This is a genomic window from Collibacillus ludicampi, from assembly GCF_023705585.1.
GTDB lineage: Bacteria > Bacillota > Bacilli > Tumebacillales > BOQE01 > Collibacillus > Collibacillus ludicampi.
Genome location: NZ_BOQE01000001.1, coordinates 3,644,310 through 3,670,561, shown reverse-complemented (window position 1 = coordinate 3,670,561; position 26,252 = coordinate 3,644,310). Strand labels below are relative to the sequence as shown.

At 45.0% G+C, this 26,252-nt stretch carries 20 protein-coding genes; 16 read left to right on the top strand and 4 right to left on the bottom strand.

Annotated features, from left to right (window positions below; all coding sequences use genetic code 11):
* Positions 1–13 precede the first annotated feature (13 nt).
* From DNHGIG_RS18570 to DNHGIG_RS18560, 3 genes are read right to left on the bottom strand one after another with little or no spacing between them, the layout of a single operon-like run.
* Complete coding sequence (locus tag DNHGIG_RS18570) at positions 14–1,474, bottom strand: Ppx/GppA phosphatase family protein (RefSeq protein WP_282200999.1); 1,461 nt, start codon at positions 1,472–1,474, stop codon at positions 14–16.
* Positions 1,471–2,166 carry a dTMP kinase gene (gene tmk / locus DNHGIG_RS18565; protein ID WP_282200998.1) on the bottom strand — a complete coding sequence of 232 codons (696 nt, stop codon included), beginning with the start codon at positions 2,164–2,166 and terminating at the stop codon, positions 1,471–1,473. Before tmk ends, DNHGIG_RS18570 begins: the two co-directional genes overlap by 4 nt.
* Positions 2,163–2,870 carry a dTMP kinase gene (locus DNHGIG_RS18560; RefSeq protein ID WP_282200997.1) on the bottom strand — a complete coding sequence of 236 codons (708 nt, stop codon included), beginning with the start codon at positions 2,868–2,870 and terminating at the stop codon, positions 2,163–2,165. Before DNHGIG_RS18560 ends, tmk begins: the two co-directional genes overlap by 4 nt.
* Before the next feature lie 161 nt (positions 2,871–3,031).
* On the opposite strand from DNHGIG_RS18560, the gene DNHGIG_RS18555 reads away from it, so the two are divergent.
* Entirely contained in the window at positions 3,032–3,355 is a 324-nt protein-coding gene (locus tag DNHGIG_RS18555; RefSeq protein ID WP_282200996.1) for a glycine zipper domain-containing protein, read from the top strand.
* A gap of 131 nt (positions 3,356–3,486) precedes the next feature.
* Complete coding sequence (locus DNHGIG_RS18550) at positions 3,487–8,031, top strand: cation-translocating P-type ATPase (protein WP_282200995.1); 4,545 nt, start codon at positions 3,487–3,489, stop codon at positions 8,029–8,031.
* Positions 8,032–8,146: 115 nt separating this feature from the next.
* Here DNHGIG_RS18550 and DNHGIG_RS18545 read toward each other — a convergent pair whose 3' ends face one another.
* Positions 8,147–8,683: a GNAT family N-acetyltransferase gene (locus tag DNHGIG_RS18545; protein WP_282200994.1), complete on the bottom strand. Its 537-nt coding sequence runs from the start codon at positions 8,681–8,683 to the stop codon at positions 8,147–8,149.
* Positions 8,684–8,956: 273 nt separating this feature from the next.
* Between DNHGIG_RS18545 and DNHGIG_RS18540 the strand changes: the two genes are divergently transcribed.
* The 14 genes from DNHGIG_RS18540 to DNHGIG_RS18475 all read left to right on the top strand — a co-directional run bounded on the left by DNHGIG_RS18540 (position 8,957) and on the right by DNHGIG_RS18475 (position 26,167).
* Positions 8,957–9,199, top strand: a complete 243-nt coding sequence (locus DNHGIG_RS18540; protein ID WP_282200993.1) for a hypothetical protein — start codon at positions 8,957–8,959, stop codon at positions 9,197–9,199.
* Positions 9,200–9,610: 411 nt separating this feature from the next.
* Positions 9,611–10,048, top strand: coding sequence for a hypothetical protein (locus DNHGIG_RS18535; protein WP_282200992.1), 438 nt, complete (start codon positions 9,611–9,613; stop codon positions 10,046–10,048).
* Positions 10,049–10,318: 270 nt separating this feature from the next.
* Positions 10,319–11,308 (top strand): MBL fold metallo-hydrolase, encoded by a 990-nt coding sequence (locus DNHGIG_RS18530; protein WP_282200991.1) that lies wholly within the window; start codon positions 10,319–10,321, stop codon positions 11,306–11,308.
* Between the two features lie 147 nt (positions 11,309–11,455).
* Positions 11,456–12,367 carry an acyl-ACP desaturase gene (locus tag DNHGIG_RS18525; RefSeq protein ID WP_282200990.1) on the top strand — a complete coding sequence of 304 codons (912 nt, stop codon included), beginning with the start codon at positions 11,456–11,458 and terminating at the stop codon, positions 12,365–12,367.
* A gap of 295 nt (positions 12,368–12,662) precedes the next feature.
* Positions 12,663–14,531, top strand: coding sequence for a sigma-54 interaction domain-containing protein (locus DNHGIG_RS18520; RefSeq protein ID WP_282200989.1), 1,869 nt, complete (start codon positions 12,663–12,665; stop codon positions 14,529–14,531).
* Between the two features lie 333 nt (positions 14,532–14,864).
* Entirely contained in the window at positions 14,865–16,085 is a 1,221-nt protein-coding gene (locus DNHGIG_RS18515) for a M20 family metallopeptidase (RefSeq protein WP_282200988.1), read from the top strand.
* Positions 16,086–16,200: 115 nt separating this feature from the next.
* On the top strand, positions 16,201–16,401 hold the full coding sequence (locus tag DNHGIG_RS18510; RefSeq protein ID WP_282200987.1) for a DUF3311 domain-containing protein: 201 nt from the start codon (positions 16,201–16,203) through the stop codon (positions 16,399–16,401).
* Positions 16,398–17,885: a sodium:solute symporter family protein gene (locus tag DNHGIG_RS18505; RefSeq protein WP_282200986.1), complete on the top strand. Its 1,488-nt coding sequence runs from the start codon at positions 16,398–16,400 to the stop codon at positions 17,883–17,885. Before DNHGIG_RS18510 ends, DNHGIG_RS18505 begins: the two co-directional genes overlap by 4 nt.
* 103 nt (positions 17,886–17,988) lie before the next feature.
* Positions 17,989–19,605 carry an amidohydrolase gene (locus DNHGIG_RS18500; protein ID WP_282200985.1) on the top strand — a complete coding sequence of 539 codons (1,617 nt, stop codon included), beginning with the start codon at positions 17,989–17,991 and terminating at the stop codon, positions 19,603–19,605.
* A 248-nt stretch (positions 19,606–19,853) separates the two neighbouring features.
* The gene (locus DNHGIG_RS18495; protein ID WP_282200984.1) at positions 19,854–20,948 is read left to right on the top strand and encodes a tartrate dehydrogenase; all 1,095 of its coding nucleotides are present in this window, start codon (positions 19,854–19,856) and stop codon (positions 20,946–20,948) included.
* A gap of 5 nt (positions 20,949–20,953) precedes the next feature.
* Positions 20,954–22,375, top strand: coding sequence for an aldehyde dehydrogenase family protein (locus tag DNHGIG_RS18490; protein WP_282200983.1), 1,422 nt, complete (start codon positions 20,954–20,956; stop codon positions 22,373–22,375).
* Positions 22,372–23,142: an SDR family oxidoreductase gene (locus DNHGIG_RS18485; protein WP_282200982.1), complete on the top strand. Its 771-nt coding sequence runs from the start codon at positions 22,372–22,374 to the stop codon at positions 23,140–23,142. Before DNHGIG_RS18490 ends, DNHGIG_RS18485 begins: the two co-directional genes overlap by 4 nt.
* A gap of 225 nt (positions 23,143–23,367) precedes the next feature.
* Complete coding sequence (locus DNHGIG_RS18480; protein WP_282200981.1) at positions 23,368–24,690, top strand: MFS transporter; 1,323 nt, start codon at positions 23,368–23,370, stop codon at positions 24,688–24,690.
* Between the two features lie 115 nt (positions 24,691–24,805).
* Entirely contained in the window at positions 24,806–26,167 is a 1,362-nt protein-coding gene (locus DNHGIG_RS18475; RefSeq protein ID WP_282200980.1) for an FAD-binding oxidoreductase, read from the top strand.
* Positions 26,168–26,252: the final 85 nt, after the last annotated feature.

The window sequence follows — 26,252 nt, the reverse complement described above, 5'->3', positions numbered from 1 at the left end:
TTTGCGCTTTTCGTTACTCTTCGACAAAATGGAGTTTCTTTCCGAAAACTTTTTGGAACTGTTCCATGAATTGTGCTTCCGCAGTAAGTGGAATCGTATGCTTGATGCCAGGGGCTCTTCCTATATAGATATCTTCACCGTCGATCTTGCAGAAGAGTTGCTGTTGCGACTCATGACTCAGATGCAAGGTCATTATTTTTGCAAGTTCATGGATCATCCACACTTTTTTTAGGTTGCGATTCACCTCACCTTTTAATAGGAGAGATAAATGGACCAACTCTTCATGCGATAGACCATATAAATGGGAAGACAATACAAGATAGGAAGAATGTTTGGCCCAGGAATCCGGATTAATGTAGTATCCGCAGCTTTCAATCTGTGAAAATACTTGCAGCAGCTTTCGTTCGTACTCTCCAAGGGCATGAATCGGTCTCAGGGAATCAAAAAGGAACAAGGCGGTACGAGTGACTTTCGAAGCAAGATCCACATTCACGTGAAAGAGTTTTTGGAAATTTAAAACACTATGATCCAATACAGACTCCACCACAGGACTCTGGTTAAATCGGAACAGATACTCGAAAAAGAGCCCTTCTCGAAGACCGCTTCGGCTGATCATCAATTTTCCCACAGGAAATTTCTCGGATAAGGCATGCATCGTCGCGAGTCCTGCCGGCAAGACTTCAGCCCTTTGTTTGGATACGCCTTTCATTTTTTTCCGTTGATCGTTAGAAAGCGAGTTGATTCTTTGAAAGTATTCATGCAAGGACTTTTGTGAGACTTCGTAACCATGGATTCGTTTGAAATCGAGTCCTTTTTTATTGTGATCTATTTTTGCCAAGGTTTTGGCGGATCCACCCATTCCAATCAGGTTCGACACGTGGATCTGATTCAACCAATCGATGTTTGAAAACTGTTCTTTCATAAAGCGGTATATCGTTTCCCCATGCATTTTCTCGGGTACATTCTGAAATTTCCTTGTTAAATTCACGGCTCCGTATGGGAGACTGATCACTTGTTCCAATTGACGGCCTCTCACGTACATCAGTTCGATACTGGCGCCTCCAATATCGAACAAGAGAGCATCTTGAACATCGATCGTATTAATGACCCCGAGGTAACCGTATCTCCCTTCCTCAAAACCATCCAAGACGCGGAATGTCAAACGTGTTTCGAATTCTAATGATTGTAAAATTTGATTTTTATTTGCGGCTTGGCGGACAGCCGCGGTCGTTACCGGTATCCAATGGGTCACTCCATATAGCTGGCCGGTACGATAAAAAAGTTTCACACATGCAATGGCTCTTTGGATGCCCTCATCGGTGATGTGTTTCTCTTCGTCCATGTATTGTGCGAGCCGAACCGTCTGTTTCATTTCGAAAATCGGTTGGTACGCTCCATTGCTGCGGATCTCATAAATCACAAAGCGGGAAGAATTTGAACCCAGGTCGATGATTCCGATTCGTTCCGTCATCATTCCATTTTCAACAACCTTTTCACATGTTTACGGATAAATTTGTGAATGTCTTCAATGGATCGGCATCCGTCTACCATGATAAATCTGTATTTCTCTGAGAGTCGTTCGTATTCTTTCAGTAACCGTTCTTGATACATCAAGAAACTGTCCGTCATATCATTGGATATGGCCAAGTCCATTCCCGATTCCCAATAGGGTAATCTTCCGAAAGAAAATAAACATCTATGCAAGAGCTCTTCGGGCGGGACGGATAGATAGAAGATAAGATCCGGCTTGCGGGCAAAAGAAAAAAGCTTTTCTAACCAATCTTCATCAGAACCGCGAACGAGTTGTCTGGCGATGAGCGTATAGATATAACGATCGGCGACGACAATCTGACCCGCTCGAAGCGCAGGGATGATGCCGTTTACAAATTCGTCCGCAAAATCTGTCGCATAAAGCAGTCCCAATGTCGTTCGACCTAAAATCTGTTCTTCTTTGGCTTCTTCAATCGCTTCACGCATCAATGAAGAGCGTTTGATCCCTGCATCGAAAACACCATATCCTTTCACTTCCAGCCAATCTTTCAAAAGAGCGCTTTGTGTCGAATGACCGGAATAATCAGAACCCTCAATAACAAGTAGTTTTCCCGGCAAGGTTTCATTCATCATCTGAGAAATTCCGTTCTTGCTCGGTTGAGTTTCTGTCTTCATCTTAGATTCCCCCAGGATCCAGCTGCAGCTTTTCTGAATTTTTCAACGTAAATCGGTGGTTCATAATCCCTGAGTGCTTTCGAAACCAACTGGCGGACAGCAGTTTGTTGTTCCGTAATGCTTTTGGTTGCATCGATAACCGTTAACCCTTCGGATTCGATCATGGCATCGTATTGATCCTTGATCAACCCTTGATAAATTTTAAAGCTCTCTACCGGATCATTGCTGACTCCCAGATCCATTCCCGCTTCATGATATTTTAATTCAGGTCTCCCACTCAGAATGCGATGAACGGCGATATCTAATGGAGTACGGAAGTAGAGAGCCAACGAGGGCCGAACGGCCGTCTTGTATGTATTGCGAACCCATGCAGGGTCACAGCCTCGTGCGATGTCGCGCGCATAAGCGGTGTAAATGTAACGATCGGCCAAAACGATATATCCGGTTCGCAAGCGTGGGAGAATGAATTTCTCGTAACGGTCAAAGAAATCGCTGGCGTGGATCAGACTAAATGTAAGGGAAGTCAGCATTTTATTTTTCTTGGCTCTTTTTGTCCAATGCTTGATGAGCTCGGAAGAATTCCACTCGGTAAAAAATACCGGGTAGTTCTCCGCTTCCAGCCACTTTTTCAACAAGTATATCTGAGTGCTTTTGCCGGATCCATCCGTTCCTTCAACGACGATCAATCTTCCAGGATACTTCACTCCATTTTTCCCCCTTGATCAAGCAAACGTTTGTCTTTGTTGTTCCCATTCCGTTGGATTTCATTCTTTATCTGGGATTTGCATGAAGATGAAAAAAATCGTTGATAATTAAAAAGGTTGATAATTAAAAAGGTAGTAACAAACAAAGGGAGGATGGACGTATGTTTCGCGGAGGTTCTTTGTGGGCAGGTATCCTATCTGGAGGCGTTTCTCAATTCATGAACACGGTAGCTTTATCGAGAGGTCAGTTAAACCGCAGCGATTACGTAAGACATACGACTGAAAATGTGACGGGAGCCCTTGGAATCATGGCGGGTGTGGAATACGGAGCGGTGCTCGGGTCAACACTGATGCCAGGTATCGGCACGATCGCAGGTTCTCTCATCGGCGGAATCGTCGGAGATCGTGTGGGCCGCATGGTCGGAGAGAAAACGGGCAATCTCATCGTTCCTTCGAGGGGACAAGCAAACGGAGAGATACAGTAAAGCAAAGCCATACTTTCACTTACCTTCTTCCCTAAAGACTTCCTTCCATGAAGGAAGTTGATTTTTTTCATAAAGTCTTTGAAATTCGTACATATTATAGTCCGAAAACAACACGGAAAGGAGGGAGCCATTTGCAAGTATCGATCTTGCATCGTTTGCCGGGGCGTCTACGTCTGGACATTCCCATGATGCGCAAAAATCCATATGTGTCCCAAACGTTACAAATGGCGTTAAAAGGGATTCAAGGCGTACAGGAAATCCAATGCAATGCGAATACCGGTCGCGCGTTAATTCGATACCATGTGAATGACATCACGGAGAATCAGTTGATCAACCGGGTAAGACTCTTGGTATCCACCGGTTCTCCTTTGTCAGATACACACTCTCAAATCGCGGCAACTAGTGAAAAAGAAGTGATGGCAATCCCTCCAACATTCTCGGGATATCCCGCGGTTCAAGAAAAAGGCGTTCATCGTATCTCACAAACGAACGTCCAACCGGATGCTAGACCGACAAACCCGTACCGAGCCACCGCAGCGGCGTCACTTTGTCTTCTGGGTGGACTATCCTTAAAACGATTGTTAATCGGACGATCGCTGCTTGCTTCTGCTCCCTTACCTTTTTACGCAGCAGCAGGCTTCGCCATCGCGGCGGGTTACCCAATGGTGCGCCGCGCGATTGAAGGATTGATCGGAAAAAGAAGTACAAATCCGGAACTGCTTTTTAATATGGCTGCGATCAGTTTAGCGGCACTGCGCGAAAATTTGATCGCTCTCTCCGCCATTACGTTGATGAACATGGCGATGTATCGTCGTTATAACGTTTTGCCTCCTATGGACTCTAAGATCACTTATGATCCGGAGATCGACCGGCATAGCCACAAGATGAGCCGATTCGGAGTTTGGACGGCATCGTTATCACTTCTTGTTACAAGAAGCCCCTTGCGATCATTGGGGGTGCTTCTGGCTGCTAATCCGCGTCCCGCGCAACTTGCGCATCGACATGCATGGTCGGAGGCAGAACATGAAATGTTTGCGAGAAAACTTCCTGTTCCCAAACAGGGGAATCTTTCAACGCTCGCGTCTGCACGAACGATCGTTTTTGCAGATGGAACGAATCTTCACGAAGACAGTCGAGAATGGACACTTCGCGTTGTTCAGAGCGGGCTTGAAGAAGATAAAGCGATAACCCTGGCGGCATCTCTATTAAAGAAAGTAGAAGATCATCCGCTGCGTTCCCCGCTTCTGGAAGCCGTTGCAAAGGAAGCACGGACATTGCGTACCCCCTTTCAAGTGGAACAAACTGAGGAGGGGATACGGGGGATCGTTGGAGGCAATGAGATCCTATTGGGAACGAAAGCGTTCATCTCTACGTATGACATCGATTTGACTCCAGTACTTTTGGAAGAACGGCGCATGCGCCGCAGCGGATGTAAAGTCCATCTCCTCGTTCAAGACGGTCAAATCCTCGCCCTGTTTGGATGCAAACAAAAAGTCTCCTCACCTTGGCGTGATAGCATCGAGAGATGGGAAAAAAAGGGGTATTTGATTCGCTGTCTTCAACGGGAGGAAAGGTTACCGTGTCCGTTCCGTATGATCACTGTATACGAACTGAAGCAGGAGATGGAAGAAGGCCATCCTGTACTGTTGATCGGAGAGCCTGACTCTTCAATCGACCACCCCAACCTCGTAACCCTATCTCTAGCGGATGCATCCAAATTGGATGATGTATTTGCATATTGTACTGAGGTAAGAGAACAAGTGAAACGTGATCTGCGTGTGGTAAAAACTTGGAATGTAATGGGAACTGGATTGGCGTTGATGGCCCCCATTACCGCACCATTCGTCAATTTACTCGCCGACACGGTCGGTTTGTTTCTTTTATCCAGGCAAAAATGGCAACAACGTTTCGGCAAAAACGGCAAAAGGGAACATGTTTCCGCAAGCAGAGAAGAAGAAAAGAAAAGGTTAAATTTTTCTGATAACGGTAGCTTCTTTCACACCATGGAAGAAGCGGACGTAATAAAAGCGGTCGGGGGTCATTCCACCGGTCTGACGGACGCCGAAGTGTCTTTCAAGCAGAAAACATTTGGGTTCAATCGGTTGCAAGCAACACCTCCACCGAATCCTGTACGTGTGTTTTTGAGTCAATTTAAAGATTTCTCCACGCTGACTCTTCTCGGTGCGACTGGTCTGTCTTTTTTGATGGGAGAAAGCTTTAATGCATTTTGCATGGGAAGCATACTGGTTGTGAACGCTTTGATTGGAACGTGGCAGGAATTACGTTCCGCGCAAGTCTTGTTAGCTCTGAAGAACGAAGACAATCAACTTGTGCAAACCGTGCGAAACGGAACCGAACAATTGGTTTCGATGGAGGAATTGGTTCCCGGTGATCTGGTCTACCTTGAAGCAGGAGATTTCGTGCCTGCCGATCTGCGCATTCTGGAATGTTCGAACTTGGAAGTGAATGAGGCCATGCTCACGGGCGAATCGGTCCCTGTTGCAAAACAATCCAATCCTCTGGCGCCGCAAACACCGTTGGCAGAACGAAGCAATCTGCTCTATATGGGCACCCTTATCACTCGAGGTCGCGCGAAAGCTCTCGTTGTTGCCACGGGACAAAGCACCCAAATCGGCGCTCTGCAAGATCTGTTACATCAGGGGGAAGAGCCGCCAACACCGTTGCAAATGCGTGTATCACAACTGGGGAAACATTTTGTTACAGGTGCCATGATCGCAGGCGGAATCGTTCTTGCAGCAGGACTTTTGCGCGGGATGCCCCCTGTGCAGTTGCTCTTGTCTGCTGTCACATTGGCTGCATCCGCGATTCCGGAAGGCCTCCCGTTAACCATTACGATCGCGCTTACGGCCGGGGTGATGCGCATGGCGAAGAAAAAAACGGTTGTGCGCAAATTAGCAAGTCTGGAATCCCTTGGACGTATAACGGTCATCTGTTCCGATAAAACAGGAACGCTTACGCGAAACGAGATGACGGTGAAAGAGTTGGCCACTGTGGGGAGGCGTGTCCGCATAACGGGTGATGGTTATATTCCCGAAGGTCAATTTTATTCGTCTGATGAGAGCGTTTTCATTCCTGTTCATCAGCTGGATGATGACATCCGGCAATTGCTCACGATCGGTTTGCTATGTAATAATGCATCGATTGAAAAAAGGGAAGAGAAATATATTCCCATCGGGGATCCGACGGAAGCGGCGATCTTTGTCGCCGCGAAAAAAGCTGGTTTGCGTCAGGAAACCTGGAAACGCCACAGAGAAATTCCTTTTGATTCGAAAAACGGGAGTATGAGTGTCGTTTGTCAAGGTATCGAAACAAACGAGAACTGTCTTGTGTTGACGAAAGGCTCACCGGAAGTGATTTTGCGCAAATGCACGCATTATCGTAAGAATGGAGAAATCCTGGATTTGACAGAAGAAGTGCGCGAAGATGTCCTGGCAGAAAACAAACGCATGGCAGAACAAGCGTTCCGTGTGCTCGGTTTTGCATATCGTCCGGTTCAGGATGGGGAGAATCTCGCTGACGTCTCCGATGAAGCTTTAATATTCGTAGGACTCATGGGTATGATGGATCCTGTTAAAGAAGACGTGGCCGCAAGTATTGAAGAAGCTCGTCGTTTGGGGGTCAAGACGGTAATGATAACGGGTGACCATCCTGTGACGGCCTGTGCCATTGGAAAACAATTAGGGATCTATAAGCAGGGGGATCGGATTCTTTCCGGTGAAGAATTGGAGCGACTTTCACCCAATGAGCTTGACACCCTCGTGAGGAAAACATCGATATTTGCGCGCGTATCTCCCGAACAAAAATTACGTATCGTGGAAGCCTATCAACGATGCGGCGAAGTGGTCGCCATGACCGGAGATGGCGTAAACGACGCGCCTGCCATTCGCAAAGCGGATGTAGGAATCGCCATGGGAAGTCAGGGGACTGGCATCACCAAGGATACGGCAGGTATCGTTTTGATGGAAGACGATTTTCGTTCTATTGTCACAGGCATAAAAGAGGGGAGAACGATCATTGGCAACATCCGCAAAGCCATCGGATGTTTGGTGACCGGAAATTTGGCTGAAGTATTCGTGGCAACGACGGCGATCGTCATCGGTTTGCCTATACCGCTCATACCTTTGCAGATTCTGTTAATGAATTTGTTAACGGATGCGTTGCCAGCCATCGTTTTGGCCACCGATGCCCAATCAACAGGTGAGGGAGAACGGCATCAGGATGTGATTGACCGTTCCTTGTATCGCACGATCCTCACGCGCGGTACAATTCTTGGGATCGGCGCTCTCGGGGTATTCGTCGGCGCCTTGACCAGCGGTTTATCCCTCCCGATTGCTCAAACCATGACGTTTGCAACATTGGTCGCCGGTCAGTTAATCCAGACTGTATCTTGGCGATATCTTGAAACGAAACCTTTGACGGGGAAAAAAGATCGATCCCTGTTCTTGGCAATGGGAGGATCTTGGCTGGCGCTTCTCGCAGCGATGTACATCCCAGGTTTACAAAGGATATTCGGAACGGTGGCTTTAGGCTTACCGCAATGGGTGGCTATTCTTGCAGTGTCCGGTTCCGTAACAAGGATTTCCGCAAGGATATTGAAAAGATCCGATTCAGGTAATTCGCTTGGTCAAACTGTTCAACCAGCGCTTGCAGCATAACATCATCGAAAAAAGGCGATCATAGAGAATATGGTGAAAGTCATAGATTGCTAACCGGCACATCCAATTATTAGATGTGCCGGAATGAAACACACATGGCAACATGACCAGACGATTAGAGGTTATGTACAGGGATTTTATGGAAATCACTGCCATCAATTGCAGTATTACTTTTGGATAAAAGAGCGTTTGGAAGAGGGAGAGATGAAGCGGGCAGTTCGAGAATCTTACGGCTCTTTCCCGGACCGTAATAATCCTTATCTATATATCTGAGACGAAAGCCAAATGATTCTAATGCCCGTATCGAAGAAAAATTGGTTTCACCAACTGTAACGAGCACTTCGCGCAAATGAGGAAATTGCTTGAGTGCGAGTAAACGGGTCTCAATGAAACGCTTGCCGATTCCTCTGCCTCTGAATCCTTCAGCTACACTGCTGAACATCAGCCATCCGGTGGTCTGATACATATTGATCCCTGCGCAACAAAACCCGATCAGTTCTCCGTTATGTGTCCCTTTAAAAATGAGTTCGGGAAACAGTTCAAAATACTTCTTGAGTTCGTGTACATTCATGCGGTCGGGTAACGTCAGATCGGCCAATTGAATCATAGCAGGGAAGTCTTCCCGGCTTGCCTGGGAGATGACAACTTCCATTTGTATTGGAATCCTCACTTTCACAAATATTCGAACGTTTATAGAATCACATCAACGGGAATCTTTCTTGCGGAAGGATAAGTTGTCTGCGTGATTTTTCACCTTCAATCTTTAAGATCGGAGTTACATATTCAGTTTACTTGCTTTTCATTGATTGTCCGTTAAGGAAACGTAAGGATTCTCTATACAAATACCGCTCATATAAAAGGATATCCTTTTGTATAACTCAAACGCTCTCAAGTCCATACTAGGCAATAAAAGGGGGCGATGTTTGTGAGACAGACGGACATGAAATTGTTATATCCCAATCAGGAGATCGAATTTTCGGATGAACAGGTTACCTCCGATACGTACCGTATCCATGTACGACTCGATCAAGATCAGGGACGATTCTTGGATCCCGCAAGCTATGTGGAACAAAAATGGGTGGAAAAGCAGCCAAATGATTATACACTGAGAATTAAAAACATCACGGGAAGTCCTGTTTATGTTTCCGTTGAAGACGCCAACGCATGAGTGGCGTCTTAGGCTATTTTGAAAACTAGTGCTTGGGTGGGTGTATCGCTTTGCGCTTGGGTTCGATGAAGGTCGTCTTTGGGGTATATGCTTTGCGCTCATGCTCCGTGGAGGTCGTCTCGCACTGAATTATGATCATCTGTTGCGAGACGACCTCCAAGGTCGCTATTACGCGCAAAGCATATACCCCATATACAGCCAATGGATGCGGAACGACCTTCAACTCACCTCTGCGTCGCAAAGCGATACAACCCACCCAAAAGCCACTCCGTTTCTTGAGATAGCCTTATATTTCTTCCCGCACAAGAAACTTTTCATTCTCTGATGGCACCGCTTATCGTCTCTCAGACTTGAAAAATTCATCGTTATTCGATACCTTGTAAAGGACAAGTCGCAAAGGGGATGATAAGATTGAAACGTTTGATCATCTCGTTGTTCTTACTTGCATCGGTGGGCTATGGAGTCTGGTCTGGTGTAGAAGGTGTTTATAAAAAGGTAGCAGAACAGGTTCTCGATACTGTAGAGGTCACAAAGATTCAGAAAAAAATCAGCGAGATTTCGAATCAAACCGAGGGATCGAAACCCTTACAAGCTCTGAGAAGCTCAACGAGTGATTCGAGTGGTTCAACTACATCCGGTGAGCAAGGAACGGCTTCTTTTTCGAATCGGGAAGAGGCCATTCAGTTTGCCATGAAACGCTTGGGACCCACCGAATTCGCAAAACTTTCCGTAGCCTATGCCAATCGAGACAATTTAACACCGGAAGAAAAAAATAGACTGAAACAAGAAGTTCTTTCACACTTTACACCTGATGAATTGAGGGCTATGCAACAGGCAGCCAATAAATAACCATCGATCATCATTACAAAAGCCCCGGCTAATGGGGCTTTTCGTACTTTGTATTTAGTTCGAACGCTTCGCTTATTTAAATCAGGAAGATTTTAAAGGTACCATGAGAATTTAGACTTTTAAACTTTTGTCTTCACTGGTTGTGACTTCCATATTTTAGTTTTTTAGTATTGAGAAATTATAAAAAAATCTTTAAAATGCAAATGAAGGGCTTTTATCTCCTTTAATGAATGATTATTCATTCATAATTTATGATTGAGGGTGATTCTGTTGCAGATAGATACGTCAATCAGTACAACCGTTGCAGGAATTCATAAATTGGTGATTCCGACTCCTTTCGCTGTAGGACCTGTAAATGTTTACATTGTCGAAGGAGAAGCAGTTACATTATTTGATGTTGGGCCGAAAACAGAGGAAGCCTGGGATTCATTTACCAGTCAATTGAAACAAGTGGGTTTTTCTCTGAATGATATTGACCAGGTGATTCTGACCCACCATCATGTGGATCACTGTGGACTTTTGGATATTCTCTTGGAAAAGAGAGATATTCCTGTTTTTGGACATCCCCTTGGGGTGCCGTGGGTCGAGCAGAATGACGAGTTCTTACGCTGGCACCGAAATTATTTCACTGAGTTTTATCTGAAAATGGGAGTGGAAAAGGGATTGCTGGCTGATACTGACAGGTATTATCAAATGTTGGACAGACTTTCTTGCAGGGTACGGTTAAGCAATACATTGCGGGAAGGTGATCAAATCCCTGGGATGGAGGGATGGAAGGTGTATGAAACCCCTGGCCACGCCCAGTCTCACTTAGTTTTTCACAGAGAAAGTGACGGAGTGCTGCTGGGAGGGGATCATATTATCAAGCATATATCATCGAATGCAATTCTCGAATCTCCCTTAAGACGTGGGGAAGAGCGACCCAAAACATTGCTTCAATACCGGGAATCGCTGCTCCGGTGCAAACACCTGGATGTGACCATCGTTTTTTCCGGTCATGGCGACGAGGTTCATGATATGCAGGCGTTGATCGATCGTCGAATACAGGAGCAGGAAGTAAGAGCGCAAAAGATAAGAGGTTGGCTGGTTCATGAACCTCTCACGCCGTATCAAATCTGTCAACGAATGTTCCCTGGAGTATACCAAAAAGAATTAGCCTTGACCATGTCTGAAGTGATCGGTTATCTTGATTTACTGATTGAACAGGATCGAATTACAGAAGAACAATCGGGTGGCCTGTTTAGGTACAAAGCGTTATAACATTGTATTATTTTAGAGTCTATGGGGCTTGGTAACCGAGGATCATTAGAATGCTTTGACTCGAATAAATTTAGAATAGGTTACCGAAATCGCTGACTAAAACCTCACGGTTTATCGCAATTTAATTCCATAAGAAAAGAGGAAAATATGTTAACAAATGATTTGGATTTTCGTTTAGAACCACGTTTGAAAGAGCTGTATGAACAACATAAAGTGCGAGCCAAGAAGATAGACTGGAGCTACCATGAGTTTTTGCCCTGGGATAAAGGGATCGATTTCAAACGAGTTCCGTGGGATCAAAGCCAAGTTACATTGCCTTCCGGAATTATCACTGCTGTCGAAACTGCATTGTTGACCGAAGTCAATTTACCTTGGTTTACAACTTACCTTTCTGAAACGTTTAAGGGATCTCTCTCTGTGATCACAGATTTTATTCATACATGGACATCAGAAGAGGATCAACATTCTAATTTATTGGAAACCTATCTTTTACTGACTCGTAATGTAAACCCTAATCGATTGCACGAACTGCGAAAACAGGTACTTGAAGACGGATTTGAACCCGATTTCCATACACCGATAGAAGCCATGGCGTATACGACTTTGCAGGAACTTGCAACAATGGTGTTTTACAATAACGTTGCAAAGATAGCGGGTAATCATGATAGAGAACTTGCCACTTTATTGCATCGCCTTGCCAAAGATGAGACACTTCATTACGCTTTTTACAGGGATGTCATTCGTGCACATCTCGAACTGGAACCGAATTATTGTTACCACATTGCAAATGTCATCATTCATTTTAAAATGCCAGGTGCCGTAATGCCCGATTTTGAAAACCGGATGGGCATTATTGCAAGGGAAGCCAATTACGGGCCGCTTCAATATTTTGACCAGGTTCTTGATGTTGTTGTTGATTATTGGGGATTACGTGATTTACGTCCGATTGCACCTGAAGCCGAACAGGCAAGATTACAAATTTTAGAATACCATGCAAGGCTTAAAAGAGTCCGTGACCGTTATGGAAAGGTCAACACTTCAATGCCAAGAGACAGCTAAGTGCTGAGCGGCAGTGAGCCCTCATCATGAAAGAATGGCTTGCTTTAATTCTTGATTAAATTATAAAAAATTTTCAGATGAAACACATCTTCTGGAGATGACAAAATGGGTTGGGAAACTATAATCCCAACCCATTTATTACTTTAGGAGCATGTCTATAACGAAATAAACTTCACTTTGAAAAAGAAATGTACTTCCTTTTCATTGTCTAAATTATGGAAGGGAATGCACCAATTATATCGAAATAGTTTGTAAATAGTTGTGTTAAGGCTAAAACCAAAAGGGGAATGAGGGAATGATTGCCTTATATAAGTTCAACAAGCCTTTAGAGGTTCAGCTTTCTTTTTTGTTGAGAGAATATGGGCACGAACCAGCTCTTTTTTACTCCGTTAAGTCTCTGTTAGACCAGATGATGAAACCTATGGTGGTGATTACTCCTATTGTATGGGCGAAAGAATTGGAATCCTTACCCATTCCAGTTCTGTCGGTTTCGATCCATCTGGCGGATTTGGAAAGAGAAATTGTGTTGTGTAGCGGGTGTAGGGACGCGATCCGTAAAGCTGTGATTGTGGCCTCTGCTGAGGAAATAAAAAGACTGAAAGAGGAATTCCGGATATCCGGGAAAGTTGGAGAAGGTATTATTCCTTATTCTTTGGATTTTTTAACACAGGATCAACTAGTCAAATTGGACAGCGATTCACATGAGATGTATTTTATGCCGGCTTGGGGAAAGATGCTTTCATGGGACCAGAAGTGGGAAAAGAAATTTCACTTGGTTTCCCCTTCCTTATCTTATTTGTTTTCCGTCGTCCAGCAAGCCTGTTCCCTGTTAACTTTTACGGAGAAAGCCATTCGCGAAAGATATCAATTAGAAGCGATCGTGCATTCATCCCATGATGGAGTCATAGCAGTGGACAAGCAGGGAAATATAACGCTTGTCAATCACCATGCGAAGAAGATGTTGGGGCTACCTGAGGAAGTGTTGGGGCAGAAAATCACGGATTTTATACCTCATTCAGACATGGTTCGAGTCCTTAGGACCGGGAAAAAGGAACTAGGGGATCTGGCGGTATTACAGGATAAGCATATCGTAATTAACCGATTTCCAGTTATTATAAATGGTACCGTTGTGGGTGCAGTATCCAATTTTAAGCAAATCACCGATATTCAGAAGATGGAGATGAAACTCCGCAAGATGCTTCACGAAAGTGGACTGGAAGCCCGCTACCGAATCAGCGATATTGTTGGTTCCTCGCAGGAAATCCAGTTCGCAAAAGAGCAGGCCGTTTTATTTGCTGAAACCGAGGCAACTGTGCTGATAACAGGAGAATCTGGAACGGGAAAGGAGATGTTTGCCCAGGGCATTCATCTGGCCAGTGCCAGATCGCTCGGCCCGTTTGTGGCCGTGAACTGTGCCGCATTACCGGAAAGTCTCTTGGAAAGTGAATTATTTGGGTACGAAGAGGGTTCATTTACCGGAGCCAGAAAAGGAGGAAAGGCCGGCCTATTCGAATTGGCCCATGGTGGCACGCTCTTTCTCGATGAAATAGGCGAGATGCCGCTTCGGATTCAAGCGATTCTGCTGCGCGTCCTTCAGGAAAAAAAGGTTCGCCGTGTGGGCGGGGAACGGGTCATTCCGGTGGATGTGCGTATCATCGCGGCGACCAACCGGGATCTAAAGGAGGAGATTGAGCAACAACGTTTCCGTTCAGATTTGTATTACCGAATCAATGTGCTTACTTTGGATCTCCCTCCTCTCCGAGAACGGATTGGGGATATTCCCGATCTTGTCAGAAGTATAGTGAGCCAATTAAATGAGCAACGAGAAAAGAAAATTGATAAGATTTCGACCGATATCTTTTCTCTTCTCATGGATTATCATTGGCCGGGAAACATTCGTGAATTAAGGAATGTCATAGAGCGGATGGTTTTATTAGAAAAAGGATCTGAATTAACGATGAGAAGTGCGGCATTTTTTGTTCAGAAAATCCAAAAGAACCGATTGCACAGCATACGGGAAAACGAGTTGAGCTTGAAGACGGTGGAAATGGAGCTGATACGCCGCGCTCTTGAAAAATACCAAAATAATAAGACGAAGGCAGCCCAATCATTGGGGATGGATCGCTCTACTCTATGGAGGAAGATCAAGGAATATAACCTGTAATACGGTAGAATACAACATGCTGTTGAAAAATCCAACAGTCCAAGAGGAAATCCTCTTAGTGAAACCCCTCTAAATAATGATTTCTGAATTTATAAAATTATCGGCATGTAATTTGCAATGCTTATACGTTGAAAATGGATTTGTGATTACGAAAGAGGACGAGGTGATTCAGTTGTAGAGATTTTCGGCAGCCGTCAGCCCTGGAGAAGGGAATTTGGATGCAACTTGGCCGTTAGATGCCGAAAAAGCTATTGAAATCATGAGGGATCTTGACCGGACTTTTCTTATCAAATTGATCAAATCCATGATACCGAAAGGGGACAAGGATAGAATATGAAAGGAGTAACAGTAGATACGATACGGAACTATGTGGATGAAAAAGAGTTAGTCAATTTGACACGGAAATTGATTCAAATTCCAAGTGTTTACCGTCCTGGAGTTGAGGGTGGAAATGAAGAAAAGGTAGCCAGATTTGTGGAAGATTATCTCAAAAAGATGGGGTTGACCGTTTATTATGAAGAAGTCGTTCCGGGGCGTCCGAATGTCATTGCTATCTATGACTCGGGTCGTCCAGGTAAAACTTTGCTTTTCGAAGGGCACACCGATGTTGTAACTGAGGGTGACCGCAATGCATGGAGCTTCGATCCGTACGGTGCGGAAATCAAGGATGGAAGGATTTACGGCCGAGGTGCTTGTGATACAAAACAAAATCTTGCGGCAGCGATCATAGCAGTGAACGCTATTCAAAAATCCCAAATCCCTTTTTGTGGGAAAATCATTCTTTGCATCCCTTGCGATGAAGAAGGTTTAATGATTGGGATTAAAGATTTTATCCGACGTGGCTGGGCCAAAGGAGTGGATGGTGCGATCATCTGTGAGCCCGAAGAAAATCAATTATGTATCGTTCAAAAAGGGGCCATGCGTGTTGTCGTTAAAACTTATGGAAAAATGGCACATGGGGCCATGCCTCTTACCGGGATCAATCCTAACACCAGAATGGCTAAAATTATTGTTGAGTTAGAGAAATTGGAAAAAAAGGAAAAAGAAAGGGTGGGGAAACACCCGATGCTCGGATGGCCGAGTATTACCCCGACCATCTTGCAAGCGCCAATCAAAGGGGAACCACAGATTAATGTGGTTCCAGACACATGCATGATGACGTTAGATATTCGCACGGTTCCCCAACAGGATCACCAGAAACTTCGGGAGGAAATGGAGGCCATTCTCCATCGAATGGGGGAGGAAGACCCTGAGTTTAAAGCGACATTGGAAATCATTGAAGACCGACCCTGTACGGAAACAGACAAGGAAAATCCGTTGGTACTGGCTGTTGCGGAAGCTTATCAGGAAGTGACAGGAAAAGATCCCGTGTACAATGGGGTTCCCGGGGCTACGGATGGAACGTTTCTTCACATGGCAGGTGTCCCTATCATTACAACCGGAGCTGGTAATCGCAACGTTCCACACCATGTCGATGAATATGTCGATATCGCCGAGTTAGTGGAAACGGCAGAGATCTATGCGTTGGCAGCCCTGAATTTTCTGAGGCCGTAGTCCGATCATACCTCGTAAGTTTGCCCAACACAAGAATATTGTGTTCCGCCATAGATTTGATGTTGGGCAAAGTTTTTTAAATTTATCCTAATTTGAATCACGGGGAGAGTATGGAATGAAAAATATTAAACTTTTACTTTTGTTGCCTTTTATAGGGGTATTACTTTTCTTGCCGGCTGTAAATAGGGTTGAACCTTATGTATTGGGACTGCCTTTTCTTCTTTTTTGGATTGTATTCTGGATGGTGTTATCTTCTGTTATTTTAATGATTGTTTACAGATTGGATCCTGATAATAAGGGGAGTGATGTGGAATGAGAGTATCCTTAACAATTATATTTATCTTCTTAGCTCTGGCTTTATATTTAGGGATACGTGCAAGAAAAGGAAAACAAATGAATTTGGAGCAATGGACCGTAGGCGGACGAGGTTTTGGAACCTTATTTGCCTTTCTACTCATAGCCGGAGAGGTTTACACAACGTTTACGTTTCTCGGGGGAAGCGGATGGGCCTATTCAAAAGGGGCGGCTGCTTATTATGTTCCAACCTATATCTTTTTAGCTTATGTCTTATCCTATTTGTACGCGCCGAAAATTTGGAAATATTCTAAAGAAAATGATATTATTTCCCACCCGGACTTTTTTGCCAAGAAGTACAATAGCCGCCCCCTCGGCTTATTGGTTGCCGTTGTGGGAAGCATTGCGTTAGTTCCCTATATCGTTATTCAATTAAAAGGCTTAGGGATTATTGTTTCGGAAGCATCGTATGGAGCAATTTCTCCGGTTGCAGCCAGCTGTCTGGGTGCCATCGTTGTTGCCATTTATGTCATGGTATCGGGTATTCACGGATCGGCTTGGACAGCAGTGATTAAAGACTTTATGATTTTAGCGGTTGTTGTTTTTATCGGTATTTATATACCTGTCCATTACTTTGGCGGGGTTCATTCGGTATTTAAGGCCGTGCAAACCGTTAAACCAGATCTTTTAACACTACCGGATAAAGGCCTTAGTTATTCATGGTTTATCTCAACTGTACTTTTAAACACCATCGGATTTTACCTCTTTCCGCATTCTTTTATGGTCATTTTAACTGCCAAATCCGAAAAGACCATTCGAAAAAATGCGATCACTCTACCGTTATATACGTTGCTCTTGCTCTTTATATTTTTTATTGGCTTTTCCGCTTTCGTCAAGATACCTGGCCTGAAAGGGGCAAGTGGAGATCTTGCGCTGCTAAAACTCTCTATGCAAACGTTTAGTCCGTGGGTGATCGGACTGATCGGAGGAGCAGGGGTATTGACTGCTTTGGTACCCACTTCTGTTATGCTAATGTCCGGATCGGCAGGATTAACACAAAATTTATATAGATTAGTTGTTCCATCTGCCACAGAAAAGCAACTGTCAATTGTCTCAAAATTTTTAATTATCGTCCTCTCTGCCATTGCCCTTTATTTAACCATAACGGGGGGAGAAGCCCTTGCGATGCTGAACATCATTTCTTACGGATTAATTATCCAACTAGCCCCCGCTTTGTTTTTCAGTTTGAAGAAAAATAATTTTGTCAATAAATATGGGGCGCTTGCGGGAATCATCACGGGGGAGTTGGTCGCTTTATATCTTTCAATAGCCAATGTAACGATGGGTACGTTATTGCCGAATGCCCCCCAATGGTTCAAAGACATAAACGGTGGGTTCATCGCGTTAATGCTCAACGTAATCATCATGTCCGTAGTCAGCTTGATTACTAAAAAAATGACTGTTGAAATGGAAGAGTTGCATGAGGTGAAAAATAGTAGTTATTAGCTGCAGGAATGATATCGTACTTTTTTGAGTAAAAAATAAAAATATTAATTATATTATGAATTAGATGAAAAAGGTTTCATAATAGTTTGGAAAGGATGATTAGATGAAGGCTGATGTTGTATTTGTAAATGGAGAAGTGATTACGGTAGACCAGGAAAACAAGGTTGTGCAGGCGGTTGCTGTTCGTGGTAATCGCATTGTGGCTGTCGGGTCAAATCAGGATGTGCAGAGCTTCATCGTAGAAGGAACGGAGGTGATCGATCTTCAAGGCAAAACCCTTGTTCCCGGATTCATTGATGCACATCTCCATCTTGTATTGTATGGCCTTCGTCAGTTAGCGATAAGCTGCAAACAGGATCATCTCCATTCAATTGATGACATTTTAGCAGAAATTCGCAAAAAGGCAGCGGAAACCCCGAAAGGTGAGTGGGTAAGATGCTGGGGGTTTAATGAAACCAAGGTGAGGGAAAAACGCTATCCAACGATTGAGGAATTAGACGCCATGACAACGGATCATCCGATCTTCATTTCGCGTGCTTGCGGTCATATTTGCATGGTAAATAGCAAAGCGCTGGAATTGGCAGGAATCAAGGAAGATACTCCCGATCCTGTCGGCGGTGTGATTGAGCGAGACCCAAAAGGGAAGTTAACCGGCCGCCTCATTGAAGCTGCCAATATGAATATGGTCGATGTTGCAAAGTATTCGGAAGAAGAGCTTAAAAAAGCGATGAAGATCGCCTCAGATCATTTCCTTGCTGCTGGAATTACAAGTGTTCATGAGGCGGGTACGTTCGGTCCTGACACCTTTAGATTCATGCAGCAAGCAGTGCAAGCCAGGGACATCCGTGTAAGGGTGTATGCGATGATTTGTTCACTAAACAACTCCCATGACTTTGTAGACAAAATGGTGAAGGCCGGTGTTTTGACGGGTACAGGCGATGATCGATTTAAAATCGGACCGGCTAAATTATTTATAGATGGAAGCAGTTCAGGACCAACGATTGCCACTCGTAAGCCTTATACAAGCAACCCGAATGATTCAGGCATTCTTTATTACAGTGAAGAAGAAATCTATCAGATTTTGGGGGATGCCCACAAAAAAGGATATCAAATTACGGTGCATGCACAAGGCGATCGTGCGATTGAAATGTATTTAAATTGTGTGGAAAAGGCGTTAGAGGAAGCACCGCGGGAGAATCATCGCCATCGTATCGAGCATGCTGGAATTTCTATGCCTGATTTGCAAAAAAGGATGAAACAACTAGGTGTCATTCCCATTCCCAATCCACCATTTCCATATGAATACGGAGAAATTTATGTGCATAATTACGGCGAGCGTGTAAATTATATGTACCCTGTCCGTGATTTTATTGATGAAGGCATTATCGCGGCGGGAGGTTCAGATGCTCCAGTGACGGATTATAATCCCCTATTAGGAATTCATGTTGCAGTGAATCGAAAAAGTCAATCAGGATTAAGTATTGGAAAGAATCAGAGTGTAAGTGTCTTGGAGGCCATTAAGCTGTACACTTGGAACGGTGCGTATGCCAGTTTTGAAGAAAATATAAAAGGGAGTATCGAAGTCGGAAAACTGGCAGATCTCGTTGTCTTAAATGATAGTATTTTAAATATTGATCAAACCAAGATTAAAGAGGTAAAAGTGGAGCTTACCATGGTAGACGGCGAAATTTTATATCGAAAAGATTTGATTGAAAATTAAATATATAGACAGATAGACTACGCAGTTCTATGGGTACTCTCCGGAGGAAGCTCCAAGAAGAAAATCTCCAGACAAAGCAAAATGCAACATGTTGTTGAAAAATACAACAGTTTGGTATAGAGGACAACATATGAAATCCTTGCGAATGAATGATTCTGAAATTTATACAATATTGGCATGATAATTGCTTTATCCGGATAGTAAGTGGTTAAATCGAACTTTAATAGTAGAGAAATGAGGTGATGGAGGTGCAACACTACTCAGTGGCTGTGATTCCCGGCGATGGAATTGGCCCAGAGGTGATGCAAGAAGGGTTAAAGGTTCTTGAGGCCATTGAAAACATCCATGGGGGCTTGCGATTTGCTTGTGACCAATTTGACTGGAATTGTAATTACTATTTGCGGCATGGTCGAATGATGCCTGAAAACGGTCTCAATATACTGAAAGACTATGATGTAATCCTTCTGGGGTCGATTGGGGCAAAAGAAGTTCCTGATCACATTTCAGTATGGGAGCTAATCCTTCCGATCCGCCGAGCTTTTCAACAGTATGTGAACTTGCGGCCAATCAAACTTCTTCGCGGTTTGGAAAGTCCGCTACGTAATAAGGGATATGAGGATCTTGACTTTGTTGTGGTTCGGGAGAACACCGAAGGGGAATATTCGAACATGGGGGGGCGGCTGCATGAAGGAACCCCTTACGAACTGGCCGTGCAAAACAATGTCTTTACCCGGCACGGGATTGAACGGGTCGTGAAATATGCTTATTCCCTTGCGAAAAGAAGAAGAAAAAAAAGGGTAACGGCTGCCACTAAATCAAACGGGATCAATCATTCCATGCCTTTTTGGGATGAGATAGTAAAAGAAATCGCGACAGAGCATCCAGAAATTGAAACGAATGTATACCATATTGACGCCCTATCTGCTTATTTTATTACCAAACCGGAAGAGTTTGACGTCGTGGTAGCAAGCAATCTATTCGGGGATATTCTAACGGATTTAGGGGCGGCAATCGGGGGGGGATTGGGTTTAGCTCCTTCGGGCAACATTAATCCGGAACGAATTTATCCGTCCATGTTTGAACCGATTCATGGCTCAGCCCCGGATATCGCCGGAAAAGGGATTGCCAATCCGATCGCGCAAATTTGGAGCATTAGTTTGATGCTGGAACATCTTCAGCAAATGGAAATGAGTCAGTTGATCCTTCAAGGAATCGAGGAGGTTTTGTGCGAGGGAAAAGTGAGGACGGCAGATCTTGGCGGAAACGCTTCAACAATCGAAATGGGGGAAGAAATCACCAAACGAATTCTAAGGGAACATGGAATGTCATGTGGGAGGTTTTGAAGACAATGTCAATCAAATCCTATGGTCTGTATATTGGAGGGGAATGGGTAGAAACGAAAGAATCTATTCCTGTTTACCACAAGTATACAGGTGAAATGATAGCTTCAGTCGCAAAAGCAGAAAAACATCATGTTGGAGATGCGGTTTCTACGGCTTTAAATACTTTTAAAAATGATGTTCTCACCCCATTTGAACGATACAAAATTTTATTAAAAACGACGGAAATAATAGAAAAGCGTCGGACTTCTTTGGAATACACTCTTATACGTGAAGTAGGTAAAACTCGAAAAGATGCAAAAGGGGAATTAGATCGGACCATTGAAACGTTCCGTTTATGTGCTGAGGAGGCCAAGCGGATTTCTGGGGAAATGGTACCGCTCCATGCGATCCAGGGGGGCGAAAATCGGTTAGGATTCACCATCCGCGTACCGAAGGGAGTTATCGTGGGCATTACTCCATTTAATTATCCGCTTTTGCTAGGAACACATAAGATTGCTCCCGCTTTCGCAGCAGGTAATACCGTGGTGGTGAAACCAGCGCCAACAACGCCACTGACTACTATGCAATTAATAGAAATTATGGAAGAAGCAGGTCTTCCTAAGGGGTATGTAAATGTGATCAATGGTGGCGCTGAGGTCGGAGAATGGCTCTTGGATGATGAACGAGTTGCCATGTATTCATTCACGGGATCTGCAAAAGTCGGAAGATATATAAAAGAGCGAAGCGGGATGCGATCGGTAGCTCTGGAATTAGGGAACAACTCTCCCAACATCGTTCACGCTGATGCCGATCTGGATTGGGCAGCGAAGCAGACGGCAAGCCGAAGCTTTCATAATGCGGGGCAAGCCTGTATCGCTGTGCAGAGGATCTTTGTCCATGAATCCGTTTTTAATGAATTTACGGATAAGTACTTGTCCTACGTGAAGCAACTAAAGGTGGGCAATCCTGAGGATCCAGATACAGATGTGGGTCCTATGATTAGCGAGCAAGAAGCGATTCGCGCGGAAACGTGGGTTCAGGAAGCCATCGCTGGAGGGGCCAAATCTCTGCTGCCGGTCAGAAGAGAGGGATCGATCCTTTATCCAGTCGTCCTCGTCGACACTCGTCCTGAGATGAAAGTGGTTTGCGAAGAAGTGTTTGCCCCGATCGTATGTCTTATCCCTTACCGAGATATCGACGAGGCCTTTGCTCAAGCCAACGATTCCAAATACGGACTTCAGGCTGGTCTCTTTACCCGCGACTTGAACTTGGCTTTGAAGGCGGCAAAAACCTTGGAGTATGGCGGTGTAATCATCAATGATGTCTCCACGTATCGAAACGATGCGATGCCTTACGGAGGAGTCAAAAACAGCGGAATCGGTAAGGAAGGTCCCTATTATGCTATACGAGAGATGACGGAAGAGAGGATGGTGGTGATTAACCTATGAGTAACGGGTACCTGCAAGGAAAAACAGCCATTGTAACAGGTGCGGGGTCTGGAATGGGGAAAGCGATTGCCAAATTATTTGTAGAGCAGGGGGCGAATGTGGCGATCGCCGATTTGAATCGGGAAGCTGCGGAGAGGGTTGCGGCAGAACTGAGCACCAACCGTGCCCGAGCCTTTGGAACCGATGTGACGAGTGATGCAAGTGTTGCTTCCATGGTAAAGGGAACGCTTGAAACGTTCAACCGGATTGATGTCCTGATAAACTGTGCGGGTGTTCCACAAGTATTTACTCCGATTGAAGAATTGAGTGAGGTACAGTGGGATAGGATTCTAGCGGTTAACACCAAATCGATCTTTCTGACAGCTCGACATGTCGTTCCGTTCATGAAAGCACAGAAAAACGGCTCCATTGTCAATATAGCTTCCATCGCTGGAATTCGGGCTCGTCCGGGATTGAACGCGTATTGTGCTTCAAAGGGAGCGGCTATTATATTGACGAAGGCACTGGCACTCGAATTAGCCCCGTACAAAATCCGGGTCAATGCGATTAATCCAGGACCGGCGGAAACTCCGATGATCGGTCAGTTCCTGAAAGGGAATGAAACGGAGGTGGAAGAGGACAAGAAAAAAATCTTTTTAAACAGTGTTCCGTTAGGGTCTCTGATTCAACCAGAGGATATTGCACAGGCTGCTCTTTACTTGGCTTCCGATCTGGCAAAAATGGTGACCGGAGAAATCCTTAATGTGGATGGGGGGCGTGGAATATAAAGGAAACAACAAGGTGAGAATCCCTTTGTCCTTCTAAATTCCAGAGGAAGGTACAATCCTCTATTCACAACCATACTCTGAATCCGGCTGTTGACGGCGGAAGGGGGGAATGATAGACTTATTACAAAATACATATTATTTCAAAAATTATATTTATATATTTCAATTCTCAGTAAATATGACAATCCTTTATGGCCCAAAAATATACAAAAGGGGGAGCGCCAAATGGCTAGTGATGCAACAACCTTAGGAGAGCAAACGCTCCGTAAAGTTTCAAGGCGAATTATTCCTTACATTTTTCTTCTGTATATCGTTGCGTTTCTGGACAGGGTGAATCTAGGATATGTCGCCTTGGACATGAACAAGTCTCTTGGATTGTCCAGTCAGGTATTCGGTCTCATCTCCGGAATTTTCTTTTTTGGTTATTTCATTTTTGAAGTTCCTAGCAACATTTTGATGCACCGTGTTGGCGCACGCATCTGGATCGCCCGGATTCTGATCAGTTGGGGAATTGTCGTCGTGATTACTGCGTGGGCGCAAAACGCCACTCACTTGTACATTTTGCGGTTTCTGCTCGGATTGGCGGAAGCAGGATTTTTTCCGGGAATTATTTTGTATATCACATACTGGTTCCGGGCTAAAGAGCAGGCACGCGCTTTTGCACTTTTCATGACGGCTCTGGCGGCCTCCAATATTGTCGGGGCTCCCGTATCCACATGGATTATGGATCACATTCATTGGTTGGGTATGCCAGGCTGGCGTTGGGTATTTGTTCTGGAGGGATTGCCGGCTATCATCATGGGGATTATGACCTATTTTTATTTGACGGATCGTCCAGAAGACGCGCACTGGCTGACACAGGAAGAGAAGGAATGGTTGAAAACCGAATTACAGAGGGAACACGAGGCCAAGCAACGAGTCAAACAGTATACGACCGCAGAGGTTTTAACGAATTCCAGGGTTTGGCATCTTTCACTCATTTACTTTACCCAGGTATTGGGCCTGTACGGAATCGGATTCTGGATGCCAACAATTATTAAAGCATTTTCCAAAATACTGACAAACACTCAGGTTGGTCTGATCACAATGATTCCTTACATTGTAGGCGCCGCCGGAATGATATGGTGGGCCCGACGTTCCGATCGGACGGGAGAGAGACGCATGCATGCTGCAATTCCGCCGATAGTCGGGGCTCTAGGGTTAATTGGTGCAGGCATGACTTCGAACCCCTACGTCTCAATCATGATGATGGCGATCGCCACGGCAGGGATTTACAGTTTCTTTGGACCGTTCTGGGCTTTGCCGGCGATGTTCCTCAGCGAATCGGCGGCGGCAGTAGGGATTGCGGTCATTAACTCTATCGGAAACCTAGGTGGATTTGTGGGACCGTATATGCTGGGCGTATTGAAGGACGCCACAGGAAGTGTAACAGTAGGGTTGATATTTTTAAGCGTTTCACTTATTGTAACCAGCCTTTTAATCTTTGCCATTCGGAAAGAGCATGTGGGATCATCGTTTTTCCCTTCGTCCGACGTGGAGGCTCAATAGCCGATTTCTGTGGTGGCGTTCGAATCGGAAGGCTCTATCGAATGACCTGTTTTTATGTTAGAGCTGGCGGGAATAACGTCAGGGTTTATCCTACAGAGGCGGAGGAGTGAACTCAATGGATTTAGTCCGTGAATTGCGCGGTATATTATCGGAGGAACAAGTAACAAATAACCCAACTGTATTGGAACAACACGGAAAAGATGAGTCTTACCATACGCCCAGTCTGCCTGATGTAGTCGTTTTTCCAAAAGACAGATATGATGTAATCAATATTCTCAAGTTTGCAAATAACTACAAAATTCCGGTTACCCCGTTCGGATTGGGCAGCAGTTTGGAGGGACACGTCATTCCGTATCAAGGTGGCATCTCCATCGATTTTCAACTGATGAACAAAATCCTAGAGGTTCGTCCAAATGATTTGTTGGTTCGCGTACAGCCAGGTGTTACAAGAAGCCAGCTGAACAAGGAGTTAAAAAAATATGGGCTCTTTTTTTCAGTAGATCCTGGAGCTGATGCGACGCTGGGAGGAATGGCGGCAACGAACGCGAGCGGTACGACGGCGGTTCGCTATGGCGTAATGCGAGATCAGGTCAGGGATCTGGAAGTTGTCCTGGCAGACGGAAGGATCATCCACACGGGCGGACTTGCAGCAAAATCTTCTTCCGGCTATCATTTGACTGGGCTATTTGTGGGATCGGAAGGGACTTTGGGGGTATTTACGGAATTGACCCTGCGGGTCTATGGAATTCCGGAGGCGATCATGGCGGCGAGAGCAAATTTTCCATCTGTCAAAAATGCGGTGGACGCCGCCGTGGCGATCATCTCGGTCGGTATACCGGTGGCCAGGATCGAACTGGTTGACGCCCGATCCATCAGACAAGTAAATCTGCACAGCAAGACCGATTTTCCGGAAACACCTACTTTGTTTTTGGAATTCCATGGGAATGAAGATGGGTTAAAAAAAGATATGGAATCCGCTAGGGAACTTGCAATGGAGAATGGGTGCCGTGGGTTCGAATTTGAGACGGATTCAAAGAGAAGGGCGCAACTGTGGGAAGCTCGCCATCATTTGGCGTACGCTTTTTTACACGGGTATCCGGGCAAGAAGATGATGACAACCGATATTTGCGTACCTTTGACAGAACTGTCGGGAGCTGTTGAACGTGCGCGCGAGACTATCGATCAATCGGGAATTCACGGGGGTGTTCTCGGACACATTGGAGACGGTAATTTTCATACATTGCTGATGATTGACCCCAACGATCCGGAAGAGATGCAGATAGCGGAGCAAATCAATGCCAGCCTTGTCGAGTATGCGCTAAGCCGTGGTGGCACCTGTTCGGGGGAACATGGGGTAGGTGTCGGAAAAGCAAAATATCAGCGAAAAGAGCATGGGGAAGCGCTGGATGTTATGCTCAGTCTTAAGCAGACTTTAGACCCGAACGGGATATTGAATCCAGGAAAGATTTTTCGCTAAAATGAACAGGCGAACTTCAGCGTTCAAGGGAATGATCCGTTCCTTATTCCCTTTCCGGACGACCCGCATTGTGGATTGATTGTGC

What these genes read in the sequence shown, in the direction of transcription:
- DNHGIG_RS18570 (WP_282200999.1), bottom strand. Translation starts at nt 1,474, where the DNA reads ATGATGACGGAACGAATCGGAATCATCGACCTGGGTTCAAATTCTTCC.
- tmk (WP_282200998.1), bottom strand. Translation starts at nt 2,166, where the DNA reads ATGAAGACAGAAACTCAACCGAGCAAGAACGGAATTTCTCAGATGATG.
- DNHGIG_RS18555 (WP_282200996.1), top strand. Translation starts at nt 3,032, where the DNA reads ATGTTTCGCGGAGGTTCTTTGTGGGCAGGTATCCTATCTGGAGGCGTT.
- DNHGIG_RS18545 (WP_282200994.1), bottom strand. Translation starts at nt 8,683, where the DNA reads ATGGAAGTTGTCATCTCCCAGGCAAGCCGGGAAGACTTCCCTGCTATG.
- DNHGIG_RS18525 (WP_282200990.1), top strand. Translation starts at nt 11,456, where the DNA reads ATGTTAACAAATGATTTGGATTTTCGTTTAGAACCACGTTTGAAAGAG.
- DNHGIG_RS18520 (WP_282200989.1), top strand. Translation starts at nt 12,663, where the DNA reads ATGATTGCCTTATATAAGTTCAACAAGCCTTTAGAGGTTCAGCTTTCT.
- DNHGIG_RS18515 (WP_282200988.1), top strand. Translation starts at nt 14,865, where the DNA reads ATGAAAGGAGTAACAGTAGATACGATACGGAACTATGTGGATGAAAAA.
- DNHGIG_RS18510 (WP_282200987.1), top strand. Translation starts at nt 16,201, where the DNA reads ATGAAAAATATTAAACTTTTACTTTTGTTGCCTTTTATAGGGGTATTA.
- DNHGIG_RS18505 (WP_282200986.1), top strand. Translation starts at nt 16,398, where the DNA reads ATGAGAGTATCCTTAACAATTATATTTATCTTCTTAGCTCTGGCTTTA.
- DNHGIG_RS18500 (WP_282200985.1), top strand. Translation starts at nt 17,989, where the DNA reads ATGAAGGCTGATGTTGTATTTGTAAATGGAGAAGTGATTACGGTAGAC.
- DNHGIG_RS18490 (WP_282200983.1), top strand. Translation starts at nt 20,954, where the DNA reads ATGTCAATCAAATCCTATGGTCTGTATATTGGAGGGGAATGGGTAGAA.
- DNHGIG_RS18485 (WP_282200982.1), top strand. Translation starts at nt 22,372, where the DNA reads ATGAGTAACGGGTACCTGCAAGGAAAAACAGCCATTGTAACAGGTGCG.
- DNHGIG_RS18480 (WP_282200981.1), top strand. Translation starts at nt 23,368, where the DNA reads ATGGCTAGTGATGCAACAACCTTAGGAGAGCAAACGCTCCGTAAAGTT.
- DNHGIG_RS18475 (WP_282200980.1), top strand. Translation starts at nt 24,806, where the DNA reads ATGGATTTAGTCCGTGAATTGCGCGGTATATTATCGGAGGAACAAGTA.